At 70.7% G+C, this 24597-nt stretch carries 26 protein-coding genes, 4 tRNA genes and 2 pseudogenes; 14 read left to right on the forward strand and 18 right to left on the reverse strand.

The window, feature by feature from the left end; genetic code table 11:
• Positions 1–86: 86 nt before the first annotated feature.
• The 8 genes from ASD18_RS17420 to ASD18_RS17455 form a co-directional block, all read right to left on the reverse strand.
• A complete protein-coding gene (locus ASD18_RS17420; protein ID WP_056095093.1) occupies positions 87–743 on the reverse strand; it encodes a hypothetical protein in 657 nt (218 codons plus the stop codon).
• Positions 740–1966, reverse strand: a complete 1227-nt coding sequence (locus ASD18_RS17425; RefSeq protein ID WP_056095097.1) for a glycosyltransferase family 4 protein — start codon at positions 1964–1966, stop codon at positions 740–742. The genes ASD18_RS17420 and ASD18_RS17425 overlap by 4 nt, the downstream gene beginning before the upstream one ends.
• Positions 1963–2925 carry a phosphatidylinositol mannoside acyltransferase gene (locus ASD18_RS17430; protein WP_056095100.1) on the reverse strand — a complete coding sequence of 321 codons (963 nt, stop codon included), beginning with the start codon at positions 2923–2925 and terminating at the stop codon, positions 1963–1965. The genes ASD18_RS17425 and ASD18_RS17430 overlap by 4 nt, the downstream gene beginning before the upstream one ends.
• Entirely contained in the window at positions 2922–3536 is a 615-nt protein-coding gene (gene pgsA, locus ASD18_RS17435; protein ID WP_056095107.1) for a phosphatidylinositol phosphate synthase, read from the reverse strand. The genes ASD18_RS17430 and pgsA overlap by 4 nt, the downstream gene beginning before the upstream one ends.
• Before the next feature lie 7 nt (positions 3537–3543).
• Positions 3544–4095: an HIT domain-containing protein gene (locus ASD18_RS17440; RefSeq protein ID WP_056095110.1), complete on the reverse strand. Its 552-nt coding sequence runs from the start codon at positions 4093–4095 to the stop codon at positions 3544–3546.
• Positions 4096–4097: 2 nt separating this feature from the next.
• Positions 4098–6110: a threonine--tRNA ligase gene (gene thrS, locus ASD18_RS17445; RefSeq protein WP_056095115.1), complete on the reverse strand. Its 2013-nt coding sequence runs from the start codon at positions 6108–6110 to the stop codon at positions 4098–4100.
• Between the two features lie 116 nt (positions 6111–6226).
• Positions 6227–6784, reverse strand: a complete 558-nt coding sequence (locus tag ASD18_RS17450) for a hypothetical protein (RefSeq protein WP_056095118.1) — start codon at positions 6782–6784, stop codon at positions 6227–6229.
• 101 nt (positions 6785–6885) lie between these two features.
• Positions 6886–6961 (reverse strand) — tRNA-Val (locus ASD18_RS17455).
• Positions 6962–7252: 291 nt separating this feature from the next.
• Here ASD18_RS17455 and ASD18_RS17460 point away from each other — a divergent pair.
• Positions 7253–7681: an SsgA family sporulation/cell division regulator gene (locus tag ASD18_RS17460; protein ID WP_056095121.1), complete on the forward strand. Its 429-nt coding sequence runs from the start codon at positions 7253–7255 to the stop codon at positions 7679–7681.
• Positions 7682–7743: 62 nt separating this feature from the next.
• Here ASD18_RS17460 and ASD18_RS17465 read toward each other — a convergent pair whose 3' ends face one another.
• Together ASD18_RS17465 and ASD18_RS17470 are read right to left on the reverse strand one after the other, a co-directional pair.
• Positions 7744–8607 carry an aminotransferase class IV gene (locus tag ASD18_RS17465; protein ID WP_056095124.1) on the reverse strand — a complete coding sequence of 288 codons (864 nt, stop codon included), beginning with the start codon at positions 8605–8607 and terminating at the stop codon, positions 7744–7746.
• A gap of 4 nt (positions 8608–8611) precedes the next feature.
• Entirely contained in the window at positions 8612–9676 is a 1065-nt protein-coding gene (locus tag ASD18_RS17470; protein WP_056095296.1) for a chorismate-binding protein, read from the reverse strand.
• 146 nt (positions 9677–9822) lie between these two features.
• Between ASD18_RS17470 and ASD18_RS17475 the strand changes: the two genes are divergently transcribed.
• The 3 genes from ASD18_RS17475 to ASD18_RS17485 all read left to right on the forward strand — a co-directional run bounded on the left by ASD18_RS17475 (position 9823) and on the right by ASD18_RS17485 (position 10141).
• Positions 9823–9894 (forward strand) — tRNA-Gly (locus ASD18_RS17475).
• Positions 9895–9948: 54 nt separating this feature from the next.
• Positions 9949–10019, forward strand: a tRNA-Cys gene (locus ASD18_RS17480).
• Between the two features lie 47 nt (positions 10020–10066).
• Positions 10067–10141: transfer RNA gene (locus ASD18_RS17485), tRNA-Val, on the forward strand.
• A 200-nt stretch (positions 10142–10341) separates the two neighbouring features.
• Here the strand turns inward: ASD18_RS17485 and ASD18_RS17490 are convergent.
• From ASD18_RS17490 to ASD18_RS17525, 8 genes are all read right to left on the reverse strand, one after another.
• Positions 10342–11556, reverse strand: a complete 1215-nt coding sequence (locus ASD18_RS17490; RefSeq protein WP_082574174.1) for a site-specific integrase — start codon at positions 11554–11556, stop codon at positions 10342–10344.
• Between the two features lie 85 nt (positions 11557–11641).
• Positions 11642–11962: a helix-turn-helix domain-containing protein gene (locus ASD18_RS21690; protein WP_082574175.1), complete on the reverse strand. Its 321-nt coding sequence runs from the start codon at positions 11960–11962 to the stop codon at positions 11642–11644.
• Between the two features lie 335 nt (positions 11963–12297).
• Positions 12298–13581, reverse strand: a complete 1284-nt coding sequence (locus tag ASD18_RS17500) for an MFS transporter (protein WP_200938632.1) — start codon at positions 13579–13581, stop codon at positions 12298–12300.
• Positions 13578–14231 (reverse strand): metalloregulator ArsR/SmtB family transcription factor, encoded by a 654-nt coding sequence (locus ASD18_RS17505; RefSeq protein ID WP_056095128.1) that lies wholly within the window; start codon positions 14229–14231, stop codon positions 13578–13580. Before ASD18_RS17505 ends, ASD18_RS17500 begins: the two co-directional genes overlap by 4 nt.
• Before the next feature lie 74 nt (positions 14232–14305).
• Positions 14306–15919 (reverse strand): FAD-dependent monooxygenase, encoded by a 1614-nt coding sequence (locus ASD18_RS17510; protein WP_200938633.1) that lies wholly within the window; start codon positions 15917–15919, stop codon positions 14306–14308.
• 68 nt (positions 15920–15987) lie between these two features.
• Positions 15988–16443, reverse strand: a complete 456-nt coding sequence (locus ASD18_RS17515; RefSeq protein WP_056095129.1) for an SRPBCC family protein — start codon at positions 16441–16443, stop codon at positions 15988–15990.
• Between the two features lies 1 nt (position 16444).
• Positions 16445–16927: an SRPBCC family protein gene (locus tag ASD18_RS17520; protein WP_056095142.1), complete on the reverse strand. Its 483-nt coding sequence runs from the start codon at positions 16925–16927 to the stop codon at positions 16445–16447.
• Positions 16924–17247: a helix-turn-helix transcriptional regulator gene (locus tag ASD18_RS17525; RefSeq protein ID WP_056095145.1), complete on the reverse strand. Its 324-nt coding sequence runs from the start codon at positions 17245–17247 to the stop codon at positions 16924–16926. Before ASD18_RS17525 ends, ASD18_RS17520 begins: the two co-directional genes overlap by 4 nt.
• Before the next feature lie 195 nt (positions 17248–17442).
• On the opposite strand from ASD18_RS17525, the gene ASD18_RS17530 reads away from it, so the two are divergent.
• From ASD18_RS17530 to ASD18_RS21620, 10 genes and pseudogenes are all read left to right on the forward strand, one after another.
• The gene (locus tag ASD18_RS17530; protein ID WP_056095148.1) at positions 17443–17694 is read left to right on the forward strand and encodes a hypothetical protein; all 252 of its coding nucleotides are present in this window, start codon (positions 17443–17445) and stop codon (positions 17692–17694) included.
• A gap of 199 nt (positions 17695–17893) precedes the next feature.
• Positions 17894–18769: a hypothetical protein gene (locus ASD18_RS17535; protein ID WP_056095150.1), complete on the forward strand. Its 876-nt coding sequence runs from the start codon at positions 17894–17896 to the stop codon at positions 18767–18769.
• Positions 18770–19070: 301 nt separating this feature from the next.
• A pseudogene (locus ASD18_RS21615) lies at positions 19071–19295 on the forward strand (hypothetical protein); the annotation flags it as partial.
• 489 nt (positions 19296–19784) lie between these two features.
• On the forward strand, positions 19785–20534 hold the full coding sequence (locus ASD18_RS17545; RefSeq protein WP_156388064.1) for a hypothetical protein: 750 nt from the start codon (positions 19785–19787) through the stop codon (positions 20532–20534).
• A gap of 105 nt (positions 20535–20639) precedes the next feature.
• Positions 20640–21320 carry an SAF domain-containing protein gene (locus ASD18_RS17550; RefSeq protein ID WP_082574176.1) on the forward strand — a complete coding sequence of 227 codons (681 nt, stop codon included), beginning with the start codon at positions 20640–20642 and terminating at the stop codon, positions 21318–21320.
• 38 nt (positions 21321–21358) lie between these two features.
• Positions 21359–22084, forward strand: coding sequence for a hypothetical protein (locus ASD18_RS17555; protein WP_156388065.1), 726 nt, complete (start codon positions 21359–21361; stop codon positions 22082–22084).
• Positions 22081–22737 (forward strand): hypothetical protein, encoded by a 657-nt coding sequence (locus ASD18_RS21100; protein ID WP_056095164.1) that lies wholly within the window; start codon positions 22081–22083, stop codon positions 22735–22737. The genes ASD18_RS17555 and ASD18_RS21100 overlap by 4 nt, the downstream gene beginning before the upstream one ends.
• Before the next feature lie 26 nt (positions 22738–22763).
• Positions 22764–23528, forward strand: coding sequence for a CpaF/VirB11 family protein (locus ASD18_RS21105; RefSeq protein WP_235522461.1), 765 nt, complete (start codon positions 22764–22766; stop codon positions 23526–23528).
• Positions 23525–24385: a type II secretion system F family protein gene (locus tag ASD18_RS17570; protein WP_056095169.1), complete on the forward strand. Its 861-nt coding sequence runs from the start codon at positions 23525–23527 to the stop codon at positions 24383–24385. The genes ASD18_RS21105 and ASD18_RS17570 overlap by 4 nt, the downstream gene beginning before the upstream one ends.
• A pseudogene (locus tag ASD18_RS21620) lies at positions 24382–24597 on the forward strand (hypothetical protein); the annotation flags it as partial. The gene ASD18_RS17570 and the pseudogene ASD18_RS21620, both read left to right, overlap by 4 nt.

Raw genomic sequence — 24597 nt, forward strand, 5'->3', positions numbered from 1 at the left:
CGGTCGGGGTGTGGCCGCCACCTCGAGAGGGACGGCGGCCTGATCGGGCAATCGTAGACCGTGCTCGACGCACGTCCGGGCGCGTCTCAGCGCGGGGCGGCGGTCTCCGCGGGACCGCTGCGCGCGCCCGGACGGCCGAGGTTCTCGGGCCAGGCGTCGTCCATCTCGAGGCTGCGCGGCTCGGGCGCGTGGCCGGCCAGCCGCAGCAGCCGGACCAGCGGGCCGCGCCGGGCGCGCGCCGTCTGGGCGACCGCCTCGTTGTGGAACCGGCGGGCCAGCTGCACCCGGTACCAGGACGAGGCGAGGAGCGCGATCAGCTCCTCACCCGCGGGGTCGGCGCGCAGCGCGGCCACCTCCTCGGGCTCGTCGAGCGCCTCGCGCAACGTCGCCGACAGCTCGCTCTCGATGCCCCCGCGGTCGACGTCCAGCAGCGCCGCACCGCCGGCGGGGACGTCGTCGGGTCCCACCAGGGCGAGCAGGTCGGCAGGCAGCTCGCTCGTCCCCGTCGACAGCGCGGCCCACGCCGCCTCGCCGACGAGCACGGAGCTCACGGGGTCGAGCAGGCCGGACGTCGCGATCTCCGCCGCGACCGTCGCGCGGCGGACCAGCTGGGCGTCGAGCACCGCGCGGGACGTCCCGACCTTCCGGTGCAGGCGGTCCAGGCGCGACGCCGCCACCCACAGCCACCACCCGGCGAGCGCGAGGACGATCGTCACGTAGACCGTGATCTCGGACCATCTCATCGGGACTCACCCCTGTTCCGGCGCAGCTCGAGCAGCCGCGCGCCCCGCACCGACGACGGGTCCTCGCCGACGGGTGACTGCCGCCCGGCCACGACCATCTCGTAGACGGCCAGCACCTGGTCCGTCACGGTCGACCAGTCGTACTGCCGGACGACCTCGAGCGCGTGCGCGGAGACCCGGGCCCGCAGCTCCGGGTCCTGCAGCACCCGCACCAGCGTGCGCGCGAGGTCCTCGCTGTCCCCGGTGCGGAACAGCTCGCCGGCCTCGCCGTCGTCGAGCACGCGCGAGAACGCCCCGAGGTCGCTGGCGACGACGGTGGCTCCCGCGCTCATCGCCTCGACCAGGACGATCCCGAAGCTCTCGCCGCCGGTCTGCGGACCGCAGTAGACGTCGACCGAGGCCAGCAGGTTCGCCTTGTCGTCGTCGGAGATCCCGCCGAGGAACTCGACGGCAGCCGCCGCCTGCTCGCCCAGCAGCTCGCGCACCTCGTCGGGACCGGTCTCACCGCGACCGGCGACGAGGAAGCGGGCACCGGGAATGGCGGCGAGCACGTGGGGCACGGCCTCGAGGAGGACCGGCAGACCCTTGCGCGCCTCGTCGAGCCGCCCGAGGAACGCGATCGTGGGCCGCTCGGGGGTGCCGGTCCACCGGGGGTCCGGCTGTGCCGCGGTGAACGCGTCGACGTAGACACCGTTCGGGATCACCACCGCGTCGCCACCCATGTGCTCGACCAGGGTGCGGCGCGCGTCCTCCGACACGGCGATCCGGGCGGAGATCTTCTCCAGGGACTGCCGCACCAAGGGATAGGCCATCTGGAGCGGCCGCGAGCGGATCAGGGCGGTGTGGAACGTAGCCACGATGGGGCCGTCGGCGATCCACAGGGCGAGCATCCCGAGGCTGGGCGTGACCGGCTCGTGCAGGTGCAGGACGTCGAACTCCCCCGCCGCGAGCCACTTGCGGACGCGCGCGGCCGTCACCGGTCCGAACGTCATCCGCGCGACCGCCCCGTTGTACCGGACCGGGATGGCACGGCCGGCGGCGGTCATGTACGGCGGGATCGGGGTGTCGTCGTCCGCGGGCACCAGGACCGACACGTCGTGCCCGCGGGCGATCAGCGCCTCGGCCAGGTCCCGCACGTGGAACTGCACCCCGCCGGGGACGTCGTAGGAGTACGGGCACACGATCCCGACCCGCAGCGCCCGCTCCGCCCTGCGCGGGCTCACGGCGCACTCCCCTGCGCCGCGAGCGTCGCCTCGTAGCGAGCGGGGTCCAGGTCCTCCACGAACACCTTCTGCAGCATGTGCCAGTCCTGCGGGCGCTGCCGGACGCCGGCGGCGAACTCGTCGACCCAGGCCTGCGTCAACGCGCGCACCCGGTCGGCACGCGGCAGGTCGGCGGGCATCTCGATCGCCTTGTTGAACTGGATGACGATGCCCCACGGCGAGCCGGCCGCCCGACGTTGCGCGCCGCGGAGGCGCTCGTAGTAGATGACCGTGGTGACCAGCGGCGCACCGGTCGTCACCGACAGCGCGGCGGGACCCGCGGCGACGCGCGCGCGGTGGCCGAACAGGTCCACCTCGAGGCCCTTGGCCGTGAGGTCGCGGTCCGCGAGCAGGGGCAGGAGGCCCGCCCCCCCACGTGCAGCGCGCACCAGGCCGCGGAACACGTCTCCGCCGCCGGTCAGCGGGAAGATCGTGATCCCGATGCTCTCCCGGAACGCGACGAACTCCTGGAACAGCTCCTCGGGCTCGAGGCGCTCCGCCACCGTGGTGACCGGCGCGATCACCCGCGTGGAGTACGCGCCGGCGAGGTCCCAGTTGCCGGTGTGACCGAGCGCGAGGATGACGGCCTGGCCCTGGTCCGTGAAGCGGCGCAGGTTCTCCATGCCGACGGCCCGGACGCGTGCGTCCACCTGCTCCTCGGACATCGTCGCGAGGGCGAACGCCTCCCCGAAGTAGCGCATGTACGACCGCATGCCCGCCCGGCTGAGCCTGCGAAGGCCGCGCGCGTCCAGCTCGGGACGCACCCGAGCGAGGTTCCTCTCCAGCTGGCGGACCCCACCGCCGTGACGCAGCCAGGACACGTCCGCCGCGAGGTCGCACAGGGCGCGCAGCACCACGCCGGGCAGCCTGCCGGCCACCTTCCACGCGAGGGCGTAGGCGCGGGCGACGTCCACCTTCACTCGGACACCTGCGTCGCGGCCTGGCGGTACACCTTGCTCATCCGCTGCACGACCGTCACGGCCGACGCGATCGCGAGGAGGGCCAGCACGACGGTGAGGACGACGTCCGGCGCGCCGAACCCGACTGCCGCGGTCGCCACGAGGACGAGAAGGAGCCGGTCGGCGCGCTCCGCGATGCCGCCGGACGCCGTCATGCCGAGACCCTCGGCCCGGGCGCGGGCGTACGGGACGATCGAGCCGAGCACGAGGCACGCGAGGGCCAGGACCGCGGTGAGCCGGTCGTCCCCGCCTGCCGTGAACCACAGGACGAGCCCGGCGAAGATCGCGCCGTCGCCGAACCGGTCGAGGGTCGAGTCGAGGAACGCGCCCCACGGCCCGGACCGGCCGGACTGCCGCGCCATCACGCCGTCGAGCGAGTCGGTGAGCACGAAGACCCCGATGACCAGGGCACCGACGAGCAGGTGCCCGGTGGGGAACGCCCACAACGCCGTGACGACGACGACGAGGGTGCCCCCGATGGTCACCGCGTCGGGTGAGACGCCCAGCCGCAGGAGCGCCCTGGCGATCGGGGTGAAGAAGCGCGTCATGGCGCCGCGCAGTCCGTTCAGCACGTGCCGATCATCCCTTCGATCCGGTCGGCCAGGCGGCCGCCAGCCGTGCCCGCGTGTCGCCGAGAAGCTCGGGCAGCGCGCGGCTGCGCCCGACGATCGGCAGGAAGTTGGAGTCCCCACCCCATCGCGGGACGACGTGCTGGTGCAGGTGCGCCGCGATGCCCGCGCCCGCCACGTCGCCCTGGTTCATGCCGAGGTTGAAGCCCTGCGGAGCCGACACCTGCCGCACGACGCCCATCGCCGTCCGGGTCAGCGAGGCGACCTCGGCCACCTCCGGCTCGGTCAGCTCCGTGTAGTCGGCGACGTGCCGGTAGGGGCAGACGAGAAGGTGCCCGGAGTTGTACGGGTAGAGGTTGAGCACCACGTACGCGACCTCGCCGCGCGCGACGATAAGGCCGTCCTCGTCGGACAGCGTCGGTATGCGGCAGAACGGGCACCCCTGGCCGGCCTCGCCGTCGACCGGCTTGTCCTGGCCGCCCAGGTACGCCATGCGGTGCGGGGTCCACAGCCTCTCGAAGCCGTCCGGCACGCCGGCGAAGTGGTCGGCGGGCTCGCTCACGCTCAGACCTGCACGCGGTCGCGCACCGCCGAGACGATCCGCTCGATCGCCTCCGCCACCGGCACGCCGTTGTCCTGGCGGCCGTCGCGGTACCGGAACGACACGGCCCCCGCGTCCGCGTCCTCGCCACCGGCGATGAGCACGAACGGGATCTTCTGCGTGCTGGCGTTGCGGATCTTCTTGCCGAACCGGTCGTCGGACCGGTCCACCTCGGCACGGATCCCCTGCGCCCGCAGCTGCGAGACGACGTCGTCGAGGTAGCCCTCGAACGGCTCCGCCACGGGCACCGCGAGCACCTGCACGGGCGCCAGCCACGCGGGGAACGCGCCGGCGTAGTGCTCGGTCAGCACGGCGAAGAACCGCTCGATGGACCCGAACAGTGCGCGGTGGATCATCACGGGCCGCTGGCGGGTGCCGTCGGGCGCGGTGTACTCGAGCTCGAACCGCTCCGGCAGGTTGAAGTCGAGCTGGATGGTCGACATCTGCCAGGTCCGGCCCAGCGCGTCCTTCGCCTGCACGGAGATCTTCGGACCGTAGAACGCGGCACCGCCCGGGTCCGGCACCAGGTCGAGGCCCGACGCCTCGGCCACCTGACGCAGCGTCTCGGTGGCCTCGTCCCAGGCTGCGTCGGAGCCGACGGACTTCTCCGGGTTCTTGGTGGAGAGCTCCAGGTAGAAGTCGTCGAGCCCGTAGTCCTTGAGCAGGTCGAGGACGAAGGTCAGCAGGCTGGTCAGCTCGTCCTTCATCTGCTCGCGGGTGCAGTAGATGTGCGCGTCGTCCTGGGTGAACCCGCGGGCGCGGGTCATGCCGTGCACCACGCCCGACTTCTCGTAGCGGTAGACGGTGCCGAACTCGAAGAGCCGCAGCGGCAGCTCCCGGTACGAACGCCCGCGCGCCGCGAAGATCAGGTTGTGCATCGGGCAGTTCATCGGCTTGAGGTAGTAGTTCTGCCCCTGCTTGCGGATGTTGCCCTCGGCGTCGCGCTCCTCGTCCAGGGTCATCGGGGGGTACATGCCCTCCGAGTACCAGTCCAGGTGCCCCGAGATCTGGAACAGCTGCTCCTTGGTGATGTGCGGGGTGTTGACGAACGAGTACCCCGCCTCCACGTGCCGCCGGCGGGAGTAGTGCTCCATCTCCATGCGGATGATGCCGCCCTTGGGGTGGAACACGGCCAGCCCGGAGCCGATCTCCTCCGGGAAGGAGAACAGATCCAGCTCGTTGCCCAGCTTGCGGTGGTCGCGGCGCTCCGCCTCGGCGATGCGCTCGAGGTAGGCGCGCAGCTCGTCCTTCGTCGGCCAGGCGGTGCCGTAGACGCGCTGCAGCTGCGGGTTCTTCTCGGACCCGCGCCAGTACGCGGCCGCCGACCGGGTCAGCTGGAAGCCGTTGCCGAGCACCCGGGTGCTCGGCACGTGCGGGCCGCGGCACAGGTCCTGCCAGACGACCGCCTCGCTCTCGCGGCCGGCGCCCCGCACGTTCTGGTAGATGCTCAGGCCGCCGAGCCCCACCTCGACGGAGGCACCGTCGGCCGCCGTCGGGTCGCCCTTGAGGCCGATGAGCTCGAGCTTGTACGGCTCCTCGCGCAGCTCGGCGCGCGCCTGCTCCTCGGTGACGTCCCAGCGCCGGAAGGTCTGCCCCTCCTTGACGATCCGGCCCATGACCTTCTCGATCGCCTTGAGGTCCTCGGGGGTGAACGGGGTGTCGACGTCGAAGTCGTAGTAGAAGCCGTCGGTGATCGGCGGGCCGATGCCGAGCTTGGCCTTCGGGTTGACCTCTTGCACGGCCTGGGCCAGCACGTGCGCGGCGGAGTGCCGCAGCACGGCGAGGCCGTCCGGCTCCTCGATGGTCACGGCCTCCACGACGGCGCCGTCCGGCAGCGGGAGGTGCAGGTCACGGAGCTCACCGTCCACACGGGCGACGAGCACGTCGCGGCGGGCGGAGTACAGGTCCGTACCCGTGGTCCCCGGCTCCACCGTGGTCGCGATCCCGTCGACGGTCAGGGTGATGAGCTCGGGCACCGGTACAGCCTCCTTCGTGGCCGCTCGCCCTGGCGGCGAGCCCCTCGATGCTACCGGCGGGGCCGCCGCCTGCCCGACGCCTTACTCACGTCGTCCGGTCTGCGCGGGATCGACCGTCACCACCGGTGGGCGACGTCCACGACCAGCCGCGAGCTCCCCTCGCCGGGTCCCTGCAGGAGGAACGCACGGAACGGCAGCCGGGCGCGCACACCCAGGCCGATCGTGGAGAGCCCGTCGGCCGTCCCTGCCCAGGAGACCTGCCGGAAGGTCCGGTAGCGGCTGACGTCGCGCATGTCCTCGACCGTCCCGCCGAAGCCCGACACGAAGTACGGGACCCATGCCGCATCGGTCTGGGTCCAGGCGCGGGCGTCGATCTGGAGCCGCGCCCCACCGCGGACCGCCACGGCGCGGCCGTCGACCCCGGTGACCGTGTCGACGTACGAGACGGTGTAGCCGGCGAAGGGCCCCACCACGTCGACGACGAGCCGGTCGTAGCAGGTGTGTCGTCCGGTACGGACGTTGCCGACGTCCCCGGTCATCGAGCCCGCGCTGGTGCCCTTGGCGAGCGATCCCCATCGGACGCCGCAGTAGGGGGCCGCGGCGGCCGGCGCCGCGGGGGTGAGGAGCAGGGCGACCAGCAGGACGACGACGGCCACGACTCCGCGGCGCTTCATCGTGATGTCCTTCCACGAGAGGGGAGCCCTCTGCACTCCTCACGCTACGCCGGGCGGACGACAGAAGAGGCCACCCGAAGGTGGCCTCTTCTGTGTGACGCTGGTGGGCGATACCGGACTCGAACCGATGACCTCCTCGGTGTGAACGAGGCGCTCTACCAACTGAGCCAATCGCCCGTCGCCGCCAGCACCGTCCTGTTCGCGACACGCCGGTACGCGAAGACGACGTGCACCCGCGGGTGACATCGAAGAGGATGCTACCCGTGTCGGGTCTAGAATCCGAAACGCGCCGCACGCAGGTCGTGAGGCTGGCGTCAAGAGGGTGCGCCGTCCCCAAGATGGGTGCTGTCACCTGGTCGCTTGATCCACTCGCGCGTCCCTCCGGGTGAACTCGCAGCGCCTACCGGTCCAATCGGGCATCTGGCCTGCCATGATGGGACCTCCAGCCCTTGCGAACAGGAGGACCCGATGCCGAGCTCGACTTATGACGTCGTCGAGGTCGTCGCCATGCAGCTCATCGGGTCCGACGCCAGCGTCATCCCCGTGAGCGCCGAGTTCTCCTTCAGAACTTCCGATCCGTACACGGTGCGCGCGGTCTTCACGGGCCCCCACACCATGTCGACCTGGCTGATCGGCCGCGAGCTCCTCTCCCTGGGGATGCACGCGACGGCCGATGCCCCCGCCGGGACCGGTGACGTGCAGGTGTGGCGTGACGAAGACCCCGACTACACGCTCGTGTCGCTCAGTGGAGTCGAGGGCAGCGCGCTCCTCGCCGCTCCCACGGAGCCCATCGAGCGATTCCTCGCCGGGACCGAGGCCCTCGTGCCTCTGGGCACCGAGAGCGACCGCATGGAAGGCGAGATCACGGCGCTGATCGCCGCTCTCCTCACCGCCTGACCCCAGCTCACGCCGACCGGTTCCGCCTCAGGCGGGGCCGGTCGTCGCATGTCCGGACCCGGTCAGGGGTCGAGGTCGTCAGCCAACCGTGCCTGGAACAGCTGCTGCGCCTGCCGTGAGAGCGGCCCGATGACGACGTCGGAGCCGTCGAGGCTCACCACGGGCGAGACGTTGCGGATCGAGCCGCTCATCGTCAGGTGCGCAGTTCCGCCGGCGACCTCGTCGAGCACCTCGTACCGGAGCTCCCCCGGCGCCGCTTCCCTGACAGGGAGCCCCGCGGCGGCCGACCACTCGAGCAGGAGCTCGCGGGTGATACCTGCCAGGCAGCCGCTGGACAGGGGTGGGGTCACCAGCTCGCCGTCGCGCTCGACGAAGACGTTGGACGCCGTGCCCTCGCACAGCTCCCCGACGGTGTTCGCCAGCAGCGCCTCGTCGGCCCCCTGCCGGTACGCCTCGGCCACGGCGACCACGTTCTCCGCGTACGACGTCGTCTTCAGGCCGGCGACCGCCGACCGCTCGTTGCGCACCCACGGCACCCGCACGACGCGCGAGACCTCGGACCGCGCCCCCGGGCCGGCCAGGACGAGGACGCTCTGGTGCTGGTCCTCGGGGGCGAACCGGTAGGAGCCCAGCGGGCCCGGCCCGCCCGTGAGCGTGATCCGCAGCCGGCCGGTGTCCGGTCCGGCGGCGGCGAGCACCGCGGCGACACCCTCGCGCACCGCGTCCTCGTCCGGCTCGGCCAGACCGATGCCCAGCGCGGACCGCTTCAGGCGCCGCAGGTGACGGGTGAGCGCGAACGCGGTCCCGCCGTAGACCGCGCACGTCTCGAACACCCCGTCGCCGACGGTCAGCCCGTGGTCGATGCCCGACAGGAGAAGGTCCTCCGGACCGTGCAGACGACCGTTCGACCAGATCACGACACCCATCGGGTCAGTCTGTCATCGGCGGGACACGGACGCCGGAGGCGAGGCCGACGAGCCGTGCAGCCTTGAGCTCGGTCTCGGCCCACTCCGCCTGCGCGTCGCTCCCCCACGTGATGCCTGCACCCGTGCCGAACCGCAGCACGCCGTCCTCCCACCAGAACGTGCGGATGCCGACAGCCAGCTCCGCACGCACCGACCCGTCGGGGCGCACCTCGATCCACCCGACCGCGCCGCAGTACGGCCCGCGCGGGACGGTCTCGAGTGCGGCGATGATGTCGAGGGCCGAGGACTTCGGGGCGCCCGACACCGACCCCGGCGGATACGTGGCGTCGAGCAGCCGCGCCCACAGGTCCGGGGCTCGCAGGACGTCGTCGGCCAGGACGCCCTGCACGGTGCTGACGAGGTGGACCAGTCCGGGGTGGCGCTCCTCGCCGAGCAGCGTCGTCACCTCCACGGTGCCCGGCACGCACACCCGTTGCAGGTCGTTGCGCACCAGGTCGGTGATCATGACGTTCTCGGCGCGGTCCTTGTCCGTCAGCGCGTCCGTGGTGACCGCCGTCCCCTTGATCGGCCCGGAGGTCACCACACCGTCCTCCACGCGCAGGAACAGCTCGGGCGACGCCGTGACCACCCAGACCTCTCCCGGCACCTGCACGCCGCCTGCGTACGGCGCCGGGTTGCCCGCCGCCAGGACCGCACCGAGCGCACGTGCGTCAGGCTCGTCCTGCACGGGCGCACGGAGCACGCGGCAGAGGTTGGCCTGGTAGACGTCGCCCTCCTGGATGTGGTCGCGCACCCGGTCGACGGCGGAGACGTACTCCGCCCGGTCCAGCGAGGACTCCCAGGCGGTGACGTCGGGCCCGGTCCAGGCTCCCGCCGCAGGCAGACCCGTGCTGGTCTCGGCGAACCGCCACGCACGGACGCGCCCCTCGAAGTCCCCGACGACCGCCCACCAGCCCGGCTCCGAGAGCCGCTCGGGCTCGGTCCGCACGTCCACGACCTCGACGACTCCCGTCGCCTCGACGCCCGCGAACCACGCGACGCCACGGGAACGGGAGGTCTGCTCAGGCACCCGCACACGCTATCGACCGGCACCTCGGCCACCCGCGATCCGCACGATCACCCGGCTGGCGGGAGCCAGTTGGACTCTCGCGGAGATCGTCAGTTAGAGTTCGGGACGCACACGGAACACCGGTGAATGCCGGGACGACGTGCTGTGCGGACGTGGCTCAGTGGTAGAGCATCACCTTGCCAAGGTGAGGGTCGCGGGTTCGAATCCCGTCGTCCGCTCGAGGCAGACACTCCTGATCGGCTGACCGCAGCCGCTGAGGACTGCGGTCTCAGGGTGGAGTGGCCGAGTGGCGAGGCAGCGGCCTGCAAAGCCGTATACGTGGGTTCGAATCCCATCTCCACCTCGTAGCAGCTTCTTGTTTCACCTCATGTACTACCCGGCTTGATCCCCGGGCGATTGGCGCAGCGGTAGCGCGCTTCCCTGACACGGAAGAGGTCACTGGTTCGATCCCAGTATCGCCCACCATCATTACCGCAGGTCAGAGGGCCGTTTCCGGATCATCGGAACGGCCCTCAGTCATGCGTACGCCAACTGTGTACGCCAACCAGGTCTCCAGTTGGCGTACGCAGCGGGCCGATGGACGGACGCGGACGGCGCTGGACGCCACCGGCTCGGGGTCCGTTCCGCTGAGGCGAGGTCCGCGATCCGAACCTGGCCGCAAAGTGTCAAAGTCCGAGGGAATCCCCGAGCGTGTCCATCGCCTTGCGTGCCGTCGGCGTCGTCAGGTGCGCGTACACCTCGGCAGTGATCTGGGTGCCGGCGTGGCCCAGGAGCTCGGAGACGGCCTTGAGGTGGACGCCGCCTTCGAGCATGGTCGTCGCGGCCGAGTGTCTGAGCGTGTGCACGGAGACCCCGGTGATGCCTGCGTGCTGCGCCGCGACGGTGAACGCGCGCAGCACGGTCCGCGGGTCGAGCGGTCTGCCGGTGGCGGAGGTGAAGATGTGTCCGGTCTCGACCCAGAGGTCGCCGGCCAGGTGCCGGTCTGCTTCCTGCGCCGTCCGATGCACCTCCAGCAGGGCCAGCACGCCGGCCGAGGGAGTCAAGACCCGCCGCGAGGCTCGAGTCTTCGGAGGCATGACCACGAGGTGGCCGTCGTGGCGCGACAGTGTGCCGCGGATCGTGAGCGTGCCGAGTTCGGGGTTGAGGTCGGACCAACGAAGCGCCAGGGCCTCACCCTTACGGATCCCGGTTCCGGCGATCAGCGCGAACAGCGCGCGGTGGTGTGTGCGGTATCCCCCACGCTCGAGGCGCAGGGCGTCCATCTCGCCGGCAGCGATCAGGATCGCTGCGATCTCAGCTGCGGACAGCACCCGGGCCTCGGCGCGCTCGGCTGTGGGTTGCGCGACAACGTGCGTGGGGTTCGTCGCGAGAAGGCCATCGCGGACCGCGCCATCGAGCAGGAGCCGCAGGACGCGGAAGGCGCGCTGAATGGAGGCGTCACCGAGCGCGCGGACGGTCCGGGGCTCTCCGTCGGGCCCCGCGACGGTCTTCTTCCGGCCGCGCAACTCGATCACCCACGCATCGACGTGTGAAGGCCGAAGGCGGGCCAGAGAGACTCGACCCAACTTGGTCGGCATGACGTGCTTCTCCAACATGGAGTTCATCAGCGACTTGGTCGATGAACGGCGGGACGACGCCGCGAGGGTGCCCGCAGCCCAGACCTCACACCACGCGGCAACCGTCATCGTCGCGTCCTTGGCGGGCTGGCCGACCCGGATGCGGGCGCGGGCGTCCTCAATCTTCTGGCGTGCCTCCGCCTGGGTCGCGCCGTAGACCGACAACCTCCGGGCAACGCCATCAGCGTCCGTATACCCGACTCGCGCTTGCCACAGCCCGTTCGGGCGCCGGGTGAAGGTGCCTTCGCGGTTTTGTCGCTTCATGTCGCCGCCTCCCCATGACTGTCTGCCAGTCTCTGGCGTTGGCGCGCGAGATGGACGCCGAGCTAGCAAGTTGTGGACGCCGGCGCTACGCGAGTCGAAGGGTTGCCTCCGAGTCGTCGCCGCCCGACGAGTGCTCGCGAAGGTTTTCCACGAAGGCGCTCAGGGCCGAGACAGGAACCTTGCGGAGCCGGCCGATGTGGACGGACTCGATCTGGCCTGAGCCCAGGAGCTCGTACATGGTGCTACGACCCACCCCGAGTCTCTGCGCGGCCTCGACGACGGACAACAGAACGCGACTGTCGTGCTGGACGCTGACCTCGACGACGTGCTGCTCGGGTGAGGATGACTGCCGATGATCGAGTAGCTCACTCGAGACCAGGACTCGCTCGGTTACAGGTGCAGACATGACCAGACCTCCTAGTTGGGCGTTGCCGTCCTACGGTCCACGACATCGATATACAGAACGATCACGCGCGTTCGCCGACCCTGTGACCTGCACTTTCGCGCGCGCGATTCGCACACGCGTCGATGACCCGAGCTCGGTCGACATCGTCGATGTGATCGATCCGTCTATCCATCACCCGCCTCCGCATCGCTCGACCAAGCGGAGTCCGGCGCCGGCCTCGGCACACTGCGGCTCGTTGCACGGCATCGCTCATGAGCGCCTGAACGACGTCGATCAACGCTCGTGGCCGCCTGCTCCTGCGATCGAAGCCTCAGGGGCGTCGCTTCGATGCCCAGTTATCGACCCGCGAGGACCCCAGGCCTCGACAGAACGACGTGCCGCGCGCGTTCGACGGCCACCAGCGGGACCAGCGCGAGCGCGATCAATCCACCACCGAGCGCGAGAGCCGTGTAACTCGCGCCGGCAACGACCAGTCCGGACACAGCCCCGCCTGTTGCACCGGCGAGGGCGATCAGCACGTCCACCCTCCCCTGCGTCCGGGCGCGGGTGGCCAGCGGGACTGCTCCCGTGATGATGGCTGTCCCTGCGACCAGCCCGAAGCTCCAGCCGAGGCCGAGCAGCCCCAGCGCGACGGCGAGCCCGGCGACCGAGCTGGCGGGAACGGAGGCGGCTAGGAGCCCGGCGCTCATCAGCGTCGCGGCGGCGAGCCCGGCGACCACGGTCGAGCCCAGTCGGTCAACGAGCCAGCCGGACAGCGGCGACGGCAGGTACATCGAGCCGATGTGCACGGCGATGACCATCCCGGCGGCGGCCAGGCTGTGACCGTGGTGGGCCATGTGGATCGGGGTCATCGTCATGATCGCGACCATCACCAGCTGAGAGATCACCATGACACTCGCGCCAAAGGCGACGTCGCGCGAGAAGCGAGTCGGCGAAGTAACGGGTACGTCCGGGAACGAGACGTGCTCGGACGTGCCCGTCGCACGCCGCCGCGCCAGCAGAAGGGGATCTGGGCGAAGGAGCAGTCCGAGCACGATGCTCGCCGCCCCGTACGCGACCGCAGCAAGGATGAACGGGCCGGCCAGCATGGGGATCCCCCACGTCATCGACAGGTCGCCCATGATGGTGACCAGATTCGGCCCGACGACCGCACCGAGCGTGGTGGCGACGAGCACGGTCGAGACGGCACGTCCGCGTCGCGAAGGAGCAGCCAGATCGGCACCGGCGTAGCGGGCTTGCAGGTTCGTCGCGGTTCCTGCGCCATAGACGAGCAGAGCGAGCAACAGGAGGGGGACGTTGTCGGAGACTGCGGCGATCACGACGCCGACGCTGCCGATGGCACCGAGCGCGTACCCCGTCGCCAGTCCGACGCGCCTACCAGACCGCTGCGAGAGTGCGCCGACTGCCAGCGCCGCTCCCGCCGATCCCAGCGTGAACAGGGCGCTCGGGAGTCCGGAAAGGCTGGTGGTGCCCAGCATGTCCTGTGCAAGGAGCGCGCCGACGGTGATGCCCGCGGCTAGGCCGGCGCCGCTGAGGACCTGCGCGAGCACGAGGATCGACAGGACGCGCTTCTGTTCCGGTGCGTCCTGTAGGAGAGGCAGGCTCGTGGGCGGCCTCACTGCGCACTGCCGGTGACGGTGTGCACGCCATCGGAGCGCCACTCGAGCACTCCTTCGTCGAGGAGTCGCGCCGAGAGGCCGGCGTCGCTGAGAAGGCGCACGGCATCGTAGGACATGACACAGTACCGACCCCGGCAGTACGCCACGACCTCCGCATCTGCAGGGATCTCGGCAAGCCGGTCCGGCAGCTCGTCCACCGGGATCGATACGGCTCCCGGCAGGTGACCTGCCTCGTACTCGCCGCGGGGCCGCACGTCGAGGACGATGACACGCCCGTCTGCGGCAGCCTCCAGGAGCTCCACTCGGCTCATGAGCTCGACGTCGTCGGGCAGGTAGCGAGCCTTCGCGTCACGAACTTCGGGTCGGTGATGCTCGGCGACTCGGGACATCGCAGTCACCAGCTCCGCCACGTCATCGCCCGCCATGCGGTAGATGACTCGCGTGCCCGCGCGCCTGGAGACCACCAGCCCGGCGTCGCGCAGCACCTGAAGGTGTGCCGATGCCGTGGTCAGGTTCAGCCCGGCGACGGAGGCGAGCTCCTGCACAGCCCGCTCGCTCTGGGCGAGGAGCTCCAGCATCTCCAGGCGCTTGCCACTGGAGAGCGCCTTGCCGGTTCGAGCGAGTGCGTCGTAGAGCTCAGACTTGGTCATGCTTCTCCAATATTCCAATGAATAGTGGAGGTTACCTCCTGGAGGTCAGCTCTGTCTCGAAGTTGAGCGGGGCATCAGTGCATCAGCCAGTCGTCGAGGTACTCCCGCACTCCGGTCAGGTCACCGCCGCCGCGGTACGCGACGTACCCGTCGGGGCGGACCAGGAGGTGTCCGGACTTGAAGCCGTCGACCCCGAGAAGCCGGTGCGCCCACCCCGTGGCGTCGTGAAGGACGTGCGGGGCCGCGACCTTGCTCAGGCGGTGGAATGCGACCTCGCCGGGTCCGCCGCCCAGAGAGCGCTCAACGCCGAGGCACGCGGCGTCGGCGGGCCCGTGGACGATCAGGTGGAACCCACGACCTGCGGTGGCTTCGTGCAAGGTCGTCGGCCGGCCGTCGAGCGTCAGCGGCGCGTCCGGGAGGCGGTCGCCGGCGCGGACTGCGCGGCCGACGGCTCCGTGCCCGTCTACCGAGAGCGGGCTGCGCCGGTAGCGGATGGCGATCTCGGAGATCGTCCGGAACGCCAGAGCGCGCCCCACGCGGATGCGCACCAGGAGCGGGAGCACTGCCGGCGCGATCCGGGTGCGGGCGAAGACGACGGCGGCGTGGGTGGACGTGGCGATGGTGAACGCGCGGTCGGTGAAGCGCAGCACCGTGCGGCCGATCGGCGCGCGCTCCGACTCGTACGTGTCCAGCAGTGCGGGTGCACCCCGTCCGGAGATCACGAGTGCGAGCTTCCACGCGAGGTTCACCGCATCCTGGATCCCGGTGTTCATCCCCTGCGCACCGGCGGGGCTGTGCACGTGCGCGGCGTCACCGGCCACGAACGCTCGACCGGCGCGGTACTGGGAGGCTCCGCGGTTGTGCAGTCGGAAGTTCGTCATCCACACCGGGTCGCGCAACCGGACGCCGCCGTTCGTGTAGCGGTCGGCGAGAGCCTGGACCTCGCGCAGCTCGACGGTGTCGCGGTCGCTCGCGGACTGACCAGGCGGACGCATCGCCAGCATGCGCCAGGTCGTGGGCCTGCCGAGCGGGAAGAAGAAGAGCATGCCCGCCCCGCCGAGGAATGCGTGAGCCGCGCCCGGCTGGATCCCATCCGCCTCGAGGTCGGCCAGGACGAACGTCTGCGGGTAGGCGCTGCCGGTGAAGCTGATCCCGGCCTCGCGGCGCACCGCGCTGCGCGACCCGTCACACCCGACGACGTACTGCGCCTCGATGACCTCCTTGCGCCCGGACTCGTCGCGCACCGTGCACCTGACGGCATCGTCGCCGTCCTCGAACGAGACAAGCTCCAACCCGCGCTCGAGCCGGACACCGCGGGCGTCCAGGTCCTGACCGAGCACCGCCTCGGTCTCCGCCTGCGAGAGGAAGAGGAGGAACGGGTATCGCGTGTCTGTGGCTCCGATGTCGAACAGCGGCACGCGCACGACCTTGCGGGGGAAGTGGATCTGCACGTCAACCGCGGGGTTGCCGCGCCGGATCAGCTCGTCGGTCACGCCCAACGGGGCGAGGACCTCCAGGGTCCGCGGTTGGATCGCCAGCGCCCGGGACTCGTGCACACGGTCGTGCCGGCGGTCGATGATCCGTACCCGGACGTCCCGACGAGCCAGCTCCGCCGCCAGGGTGAGTCCGGTAGGCCCCGCCCCGACCACCAGCACGTCGACATCAGCCGAACGCGACAGCTCGCTCACTCTCGAAACGTAGCGGGACCCACCTGAGAGGTGACTGATAGCTCCTCGTCCTCGACCCCCGAAGGTCGTCAGCGGGCGGCTGAATCCGCCAGCTCGAGGCGACGTCTGAGCAACTGGAGGTTCGCAGGCATCTCGGCCGCAGCCTGGCGTCGAACGACGAGCGGCACGAGCAGCCGCCCGATGCCGTGCCCCTCGAAGTCGACGGTGATCGTCAGCCTGGTCAACGCCGGGGTGAGAGGCTCAACCGTCAGGTCGACGATGGCTCGGATGGGACCGTCGATGCCGCGCACTCCCCAGTGTTCGGCCGGCTGGATGTGCGTGAGCTCGGACGTGCTGGCGCGGGTCGCGCCACCGATCCGCCGGGCAGTCCGACATCTCGTTCCCACCGCCGGGACGCCGGGCTGCTCCATCTCGCCGCTGACGACACCTTGCTGCCACTCGTGAAAGCGGGTCGGATCCGTCGCGTAGTCGAACACGTCGGGCGCGCTCCGCTCGACCTCGACGGAGACAGTGATGGCGGACATGTCAGCGTCCTCCTGCGAGCAGGTCGGCGAACCGGGTCAGGTACAGGGGCCAGCCCTCGTCGTCCGCGACGCCCTCGCTGACGGCGGACCATCCCGCTCCGTGCCGGTCGAGGTGGCGGTGCTCCAGCTGCACGCGCGTGCGACCGGCGCTCTCGGACACGAAGGTGACCTCGACCTCGCTGGTCCGGGTGGGGTCGGGCTCGAGCTGCCACTGCGGGCTGATGTCCCAGCTGAACACGACGCGGTGCGGCGGCTCGAAGGCCAGGACGCGAGCCCATCGGCACACTGACCCGTCGATCCCTCGGTCGTAGATGTGCCCGCCGACCCACGGTTCGAACACCGTCTCGTCGATCGCCGCCTGGAGCATGTTGTGCTCGGCCGGTTTGAAGTCCCCGAAGCGTGCGGTGAAGACCGCGAACGCCTGGTCGATCGGGGCGTCGACGGTGACTTCCCGCAGGACTGCGGTCTGCGGTGCTGAGCTCATTGCTCCTCCTCCGGCGGTTGCTCGACTGCGTCGGCGTAGCCGGACAGAGCACGCGTCCAGTACGTCTCCAGCTGGTCGCGGAGTGCGCCAAGCCCTTCGGGGCTGAGCCGGTACACACGCCGGGAACCCGCGGCCCGATCGGTGACGAGCCCCGCGTCCTTCAGAACCTTCAGATGCTGTGAGACCGCGGGCCGGCTGATCGGCAGCTCTGCCGCCAACTCACCCACCGCGCGCGGGCGGTCAGCCAGACACTCGACGATCGCCCGCCTGGTCGAGTCGCCCAGAGCCTCCCAACTCGCCGCCGACCCGTAAGTAGCCACGAACGGTAAGTTACGACTTACGGCAACTGAGGTCAAGAGTGGCGACCCTGGCTGACGGGTTTCTCGACAACGAACGCCCTGTCCCACAACTCCTCGACTCACTTGGCATCGCCACTTGATCACCCGCTCTGCGCTCGAAGCCGCGACCCGGCCGAGATAGGCTATCGAACATGCGTTCGAGTCAAGGTCCGCGGCATGCCGATTGAGCGCGTACCGCTTCGCGACGCCGCTCGGGACGTGCCGGCGGCAGTCCGTACCGAGGGTGTCGCCCGGCCTGAGCGTCAGCTTCCGATCCGCGCGTGGATCGTCGATGGCAAAGGGCGAGACCTCGAGGTCGACGGCGTCGCAGTCGCGTGGACGAGCCGCGCGGTCAACGTGCGCTACCTCGATTCTGGCGGCCGGGAAGGCTTCGTCTGGGTGTGGGCCTCCGCGGTGTCGCGCAAGTAGATCCTCTGGCTAGCGCGGCCCGTGACTGCATGTGACGCACCAGGTCAGTGCGATGTGATCGTTTCGCCCCCCGTCTGTGATCCGTTGGCGTCATCGATAGACGAACCGATCACATCGAGGTGGACGAGCCCGCGTGATTGGTCTGTCTATCGCCTTTGGGAAGCCTGCGTGTCGTCCATCGACGACACCGGAGGCGAGCATGACCACGACACCGGATCCCACAGCCGGCGACGAGCCCGGGCACGACGTGCGCGTCGTCCGCGATCGTGCATCGCTATTGAGCATGCTCTCCGTGATCGACAGCGAGGGCTGGGACGGGCCGACCGGCACCGCCCTTCTGAACTACGTGCGTGAGCGGATCGTTCGCCCGCTGGCGATCAGCGTCGGACTTCGGGGTGCGGCCGCATCACAGGCCGAGGCAACGGCTTGGCAGGCACTGTGGGTGGAGCTCACCAAGCCCGCGCTGCGCACCGCGACCTCTCCGTGGGGGATCCTCGGGCAGGTCGCCCGGCGGCAGCTGCTGGGCGAGATCGTCGCCGCACGGTTCGCCACCAACGACCGACGTGCGTGGAAGCTCGAGGTCGCATCCCGCTACGGGGCCGTCGGCCCGGCCGTGAGTCTCGATCTGCTGCTCGAGGCCGGCTGGGAGCCGGCCTCTGAGGATCCCGACCCGTCCGCTCCGTTGCATGCGGGCGGCCTGGCAGAGGCGGCGTGCCGCGCCCTGGTGCTCGTCGGGTGGAGCGAACAGATGGCCACCAAGATTCTGGCGATGGTGCTGGACACCTCAACCCGGGTCGACGATCGCACGCAGTTCCCCGGCTGGCGGGCGATGGCCAGCGCGCTGGGCATCCCGGCGTGGCAGGCACGCCGGCTCACGATTGCACTCCGTGGGACGAGCGACTGGCCGGGCGTACTGGCGCGGATCGTCGCCGAAGGACCGACTGTCGTCGAGTCCCCCGTCGTGCATACGGCATTGATGACGACCCGCCGGCACTCTGACCGTTCCCCCGTCCTCGCCGCCCGTCGCGCCGAGGAAGCCGCAACAGACGCCTGTCCACAGCGCCGTGCAGGCTGAGTCCCGTCCACAGATTCCCCGCGCGTGGCTCGCGGGTTACGCATCACGTGGCACACCTATGGGCATGGGGAGGCAGTCAGTCATGGATCACCTGACGGTTCCGACTAGTGCGGTTCACCCGCTTGGGTATGGAATGGGCGTTCCGGTGTCGTCGAGCGGTGCGTGCGTCAGCGGGNTCAGTCATGGATCACCTGACGGTTCCGACTAGTGCGGTTCACCCGCTTGGGTATGGAATGGGCGTTCCGGTGTCGTCGAGCGGTGCGTGCGTCAGCGGGTGCCGTCAGGGGGCGGGTGTTTGGCGATGAGACATCGACAGATCACCAACGGGACCGTGATCGCCACGGTGCTGATCGTCGTCGCGGTCCTCCTCGGCGCGTGCACGCAACCTGAACCCACACCCAGCCCGACCCCGTCGGCTTCCACGGCGGCCCCGACACCGACGGTCAGCCCAACCCGGTCGGTGGACCCGACCCTCGCCGCCGCCGAGGTGGCGATCCTCGAGGCGTACCACGGGTACTGGGCCGCCNGACCCGACCCTCGCCGCCGCCGAGGTGGCGATCCTCGAGGCGTACCACGGGTACTGGGCCGCCAAGGTCGCGGCATTCGCCGATCCGACGAAGGACCCTGGACCTGAACTCGAACGGTTCGCGGTCGACAAGGCGTTCGCGGACGTAGCGTCGAGCGTCTTCACCTTCCGGAACTCCGGAATCTCCGTCACTGGACAGCCAGCTCTGAGTCCGGCCGTGTCCGAGGTGGTACTGGGCGAGAGCGGCTCCGCCACCATCGTCGACTGCGTCGACGGAACGAACTGGCAGCCCATCTACACGGCCACGGGCACATCAGCAGCGGCACCTGGGCAGGAGCAGAAGCTCCTGACTACGTCGACCGCCTACTTCTACGTAGATCACTGGACGATTCGCACATCCAATGTGGATCGGGAAGCGCCGTGCTGAGCGCGGCTTTCGGCGTCGCAGCGTTGCTAGCTGGCGTCAGTCTCGGTGTCCTGCCGTCGGGCGTGACATGCGCGCCGAACACCACGTTCTGCGTCATTGAGGTCGAGCAGCCCGGTCAGCCTGCCCCACCGGTGGACGCCGACGGCGGGGAGATCATCGTGCGTGAGTGCACCGTCTCCAGCACTGGGCGGGTAGTCCCGTGCCAAGGGCCGCTCGGCTGGTTCAACGATGGTGACGATTGCTACTGGAAGAAGCTCGAGCACCAGCCGCCCGAGACCGATGTGATCTGGGCCGGGCGCTTTCCCGAGGGCGCGATCTACACCGTCTCGTGCGCAGCCACCCACGCAGGAGGCGTCGACGGGTGGGTGTGGGCGCCAACGGACCCTCCGGGCTACGGCGGGACAGGTGTGACTCCGGCGCAGCTGGCCCAGCAGGCGTTGGCGCGGATGGCGCTAACTGGGCCGGCGATCCGGATGACGATCGAGGGCGACGAGCACGGCCTGGTCGGCCTGCCGGTGTGGTTGTGGACCGAGGTAGCTCCGACGACGTGGGGGCCGAACTCGGCAACGGCCGCGGTGCCGGGTCTGTCGGTGACCGCGACCGCGCAGGCGCGGCAGATCGTGTGGGACATGGGCGACGGGCGTACTGAGACGTGCAAGAACGCGGGCACGCCGTACTACACCGGTGGTGTCACGTCTCCGACGTGCCAGCACATCTATGAGCAGTCGTCCGCCGGGCAGCCGAACGAGGCGTTCCCGGTCACCGCGACGACGACGTGGGACGGACCGGTGGGGGTGCCTCGGGTGCCCTGACGGTGACGCGGCAGTCCACGGCGAGCGTGCGCATCGGTGAGATGCAGGTGCTCATCACCCAGGAGTAGTCACCGGCGGCGTGCCCGCCTGCAGGGGGAGGTTGCCATGACGGCAACGAGTGAGAAGTCCACGCTGAACGGTGCGCCCGCGCGCGCGGAGCTGCGTGCTCCGCGCGTGGTGGCGCCGCATGGTCGACGTCGGCCGTTGTTCGTCGTGGCGGGGATCGTCATGGTGGTCCTAGGTGCGTTGGCCGCGGTGTGGCTGGTCTCCAGCTCGGGGCACCGCGTGGACGTGGTGGTGATGGCCGCGGACGTGCCTTACGGTGCCCCGATCACCGCGGAGGACTTGGCGACGACCGCGGTAGCGGTCGACCCGGCCGTCGAGACGGTCCCAGCCGACGACGCGAGGGAGTTGGTGGGCAAGGTCGCCGCGGCCTTCCTGGCGAAGGGAACGCTGCTCGCCCGCACCGACGTGACCTCGGCAGGCGTCGTCGGGCCGGGCCAGGTCCTCGTGCCGCTGCCGCTGCCAGTCGAACGGGTGCCCGCCGGCGGCCTGACCGCAGGCGAAGCCGTGCTGGTCGTGGATGCACCGCCGCAAGGGGCCGACCCCGTGGAGGGCACGCCCAAGTCGTTCGCTGCCACTGTGGCCCGCGTCGGCGCACCGGACATCAACGGTCTGGTGGTCGCGGATGTGGTGGCGGCGGCCGAGGATGGGCCGGCGTTGGCGACTCGCGCTGCAACCGGGCGGTTCGCCCTGGTCGTCCTGCCGGCGCAGGGGTCGATGTGAGCGTCGTGGTGGTGTGCTCGGCACACGGAGCCCCCGGCGTGACGACCACGTCGTTGGCATTGACCTGGATGTGGCCGGCGGTGCACCCGGACCGGAAGGTTCTGCTCCTGGATGCGGACCCGGCCGGGTCCGGGCTGCTGACCGGGTACCTGCGAGCCGGGGTTCCGGACAGCGCCGGGGTGCTCGCGCTGGCAGCACAACGCCCGCCGCTCTCGGCGGAGCAGACGATCGAATGCGCGCTCGCGCTCGACGCAGACTCGACCCGAATGCTGCTACCTGGCGTGTCCGACCCGCTGCAGGCCCGGCCCCTGGCCGGAACGTGGACCGCGTTGGCGGACACAGCACGCGAGCTGGGTCGGTTCGGGGTGGACGTGGTTGTCGATGCGGGCCGATTGGGGCACCGGTACGAACCGACGAGCTTGCTGCACGCCGCGGACGTCGTGGTGGTGATGGCCCGCAGCGAGATCGCGTCACTGGTGCCGGCCGCCGCGGCGGTGCGCAGGCTGCGCGACGAGCGCCCAGGCCGCATCGCGCCGGTGGCCGTGGTGGTCGGGGACGGGTACTCCCCCGGCGAGATCACCACGACCCTCGCCGTTGCGGACGCGTTGCCGGTGGCTCTCGACGCGTGGACGGCTGGCCGGTTCGCCGAGGGCGGCGCCCAGGGCTGGCGGTTCGAGCGGTCCCCGCTGCTGCGCACCGTCCGTGCCGTGATCGAGCGCCTCGCCCAGCTCGCCCCGAGCCCCGACCTGGCGGTGACGTCATGACCGGCCTGGACGAGACCACCCGGGCGACGAACGGGTTCGGTCCCGCCGCCACGCACTTGACCAACGGCGCCGGGCTCGTGCTGCCCGTGCCGGATGTGACCCTGGTGCGTGAGGTGCGCCGGGTGGTCGCCGACCGGCTCGCCGAACGGCTGCAGGCACAGCATCTGGACTCCCCCGACGCGCGACGTGAGCTGGCCCGCTCGCTGGTCGCCGCTGAGCTGTCCGAGCGCGGGCGCGAGCGGGTGCGGCACGGGCAGGAGCCGTGGCCGCTGGACCTGGAGATCGTGACCTCGCGGGCGGTGATGGCGGCCCTGTTCGGGCTCGGCCGGTTGCAACCGCTGATCGAGGACCCGGCGATCGAGAACATCGAGGTCGACGGGCACGACCACGTCTGGGTGTCCTACGCCGACGGCCGCGACCTACAACACCCGCCGATCGCCGACTCTGACGCCGAGCTCATCGAGATCCTGCAGCTGCTCGCGGCCCGCACCGGCAACGCCGAACGGACCTTTTCCTCGGCCCACCCYGCACTGCACCTGCGGCTCGAGGACGGGTCCCGCCTCGCGGCGGTCGCCTGGACCACCCCCAAGCCGCACGTCGTGATCCGCCGCCACCGCGTCCGCGAGTCCGCGACGTCGACCTGGACGAYCTGATCGCCCTCGGCACCCTCGACACCGCCCTGACCGAGTTCCTCCGAGCGGCCGTGCGGTCGGGGAAGAACATCGTGGTGACCGGGCTGCAGAACGCCGGCAAGACCACCTTGATCCGRGCTCTGGCCAAYGAGTTCGCRCCGATGGARCGGTTCGCGACGATCGAGAAGGAGTACGAGCTGCACCTRCACGACCTRCCCGACCGGCACCCCCGCGTCGTAGCCCTGGAAGCACGCGAAGGGTCCGCCGAGAAGGACGCCACCGGYCGCCGGGCCGGGGAGATCACCTTGTCCGATCTCGTGGTCGATGCCCTGCGGTTGAACCTGCGYCGGATCATCGTCGGGGAGGTCCGCGGCCCCGAGGTGCTGCCGATGCTCGAAGCCATGTCCACCGGCGACGGGTCACTGTGCACGCTGCACTCCCGGTCCGCCCAGCACGCGGTCGACCGCATCGTGACCCTGTGCCTGTCCGCAGGCGTCTCGATGACCGACACCTTCGCCTACCGGCTCCTGGCCGGMTCGGTCGACCTATTCGTGCACCTCGAGCTCCTCGACGACACCGCGACCGGCGGSMAKCGGCACCGGTTCGTGTCGCAAGTCGTGGAGATCGCCGGCCTCGGCGAAGCGAACCGCCCCGCCACCACCACCGTCTTCGGACCCGGCCCCGACGGCCGCGCGGTCCCCCTGCACCGCCCCGTGTGCCTGCCGGACCTGGTACGGGCCGGGTTCGACCCCGCACTGCTCGACCACCGGGCCGGCACCTGGACCGCACCGCTGGACGGAGGCCGACCATGACACCGGCACTGGCCGCGCTGGCCGGTGCCCTGCTCGTCGCCGGTCTKCTCCTCGCGGCCGCCGGGCTGCGCCGCAGCGACCCTCCGCCACCACGGCCCAAGCGGCTCCGTGCGCGTCGTCCGACCGTCGGTTGGTGGGGACGATGGCGTTGGATCCTGGCCGCCGGCGCCGGTGTGCTGGCGTGGGCGGTCAGCCGATGGCCGGTCGCCGGCCTCGTCGTGACCGCGGCGGTCGTCGGACTGCCCTACCTACTGGGCTCCGCGAAGGTCGCGGCCGAGGCGATCGACCGGGTTGAGGCCATCGAGGAATGGACCCGCCGCCTGGCCGACGTCCTGGCCACCGGCGTCGGCCTCGAACAAGGGATCCTCGCCTCCGCCTCAACCTGCCCGCCACCCCTGACGCGGGAGATCGGCGCGCTGGTCGCGCGCATCTCGGCCCGCTGGCCCACGGAACAGGCGCTGCGGGCGTTCGCCGATGACCTGAACGATGCCGCTGGTGACTTCGTCGTCGCCTCCCTGCTGCTGGCCTCCCAGAGGCGCGGGCCAGGCTTGTCCGCGGTGCTGACCGCCGTCGCCGGGTCGGTCGCCGACGAGGTCGCCGTGCGCCGCAAGGTCGAGGCCGAGCGCGCCCGACCCCGCTCCACCGCCCGCCTGGTCACCCTCATCACCCTGGGCGCCGCCGGACTGCTGATGCTCAACGGCACCTACCTGCAGCCCTACGGCGACAGCCTGGGCCAGCTCGTCCTGGCCGCGATAGCCGCCGCGTTCGCTGGGTGCCTGCTGTGGATCCGGGCCCTGACCCTCACCCAACCCGAACCCCGATTCCTCACCTCCCCGGACACCGGGAGCACGCCATGACGCTATGGATCGTCCTGCTCGTCGGCGCCCTGGTCGGCGCGGGCCTGGTCGTCACGGTCGCCGGCCTGTCACCGGCACGACCAGACCTGGCGGCCACAGTGGACCGGCTCYTGCCCTCCCCGGGTGCCCCTCGAGTCGCCGTGGCCGAGCACGACCCTGGTCGCTGGGACGGGGTACGGCAAACCGTGTTGCCGCAGGCGGTGCAGACCTTT

The organism is Cellulomonas sp. Root137, from assembly GCF_001426725.1.
Lineage (GTDB): Bacteria > Actinomycetota > Actinomycetes > Actinomycetales > Cellulomonadaceae > Cellulomonas.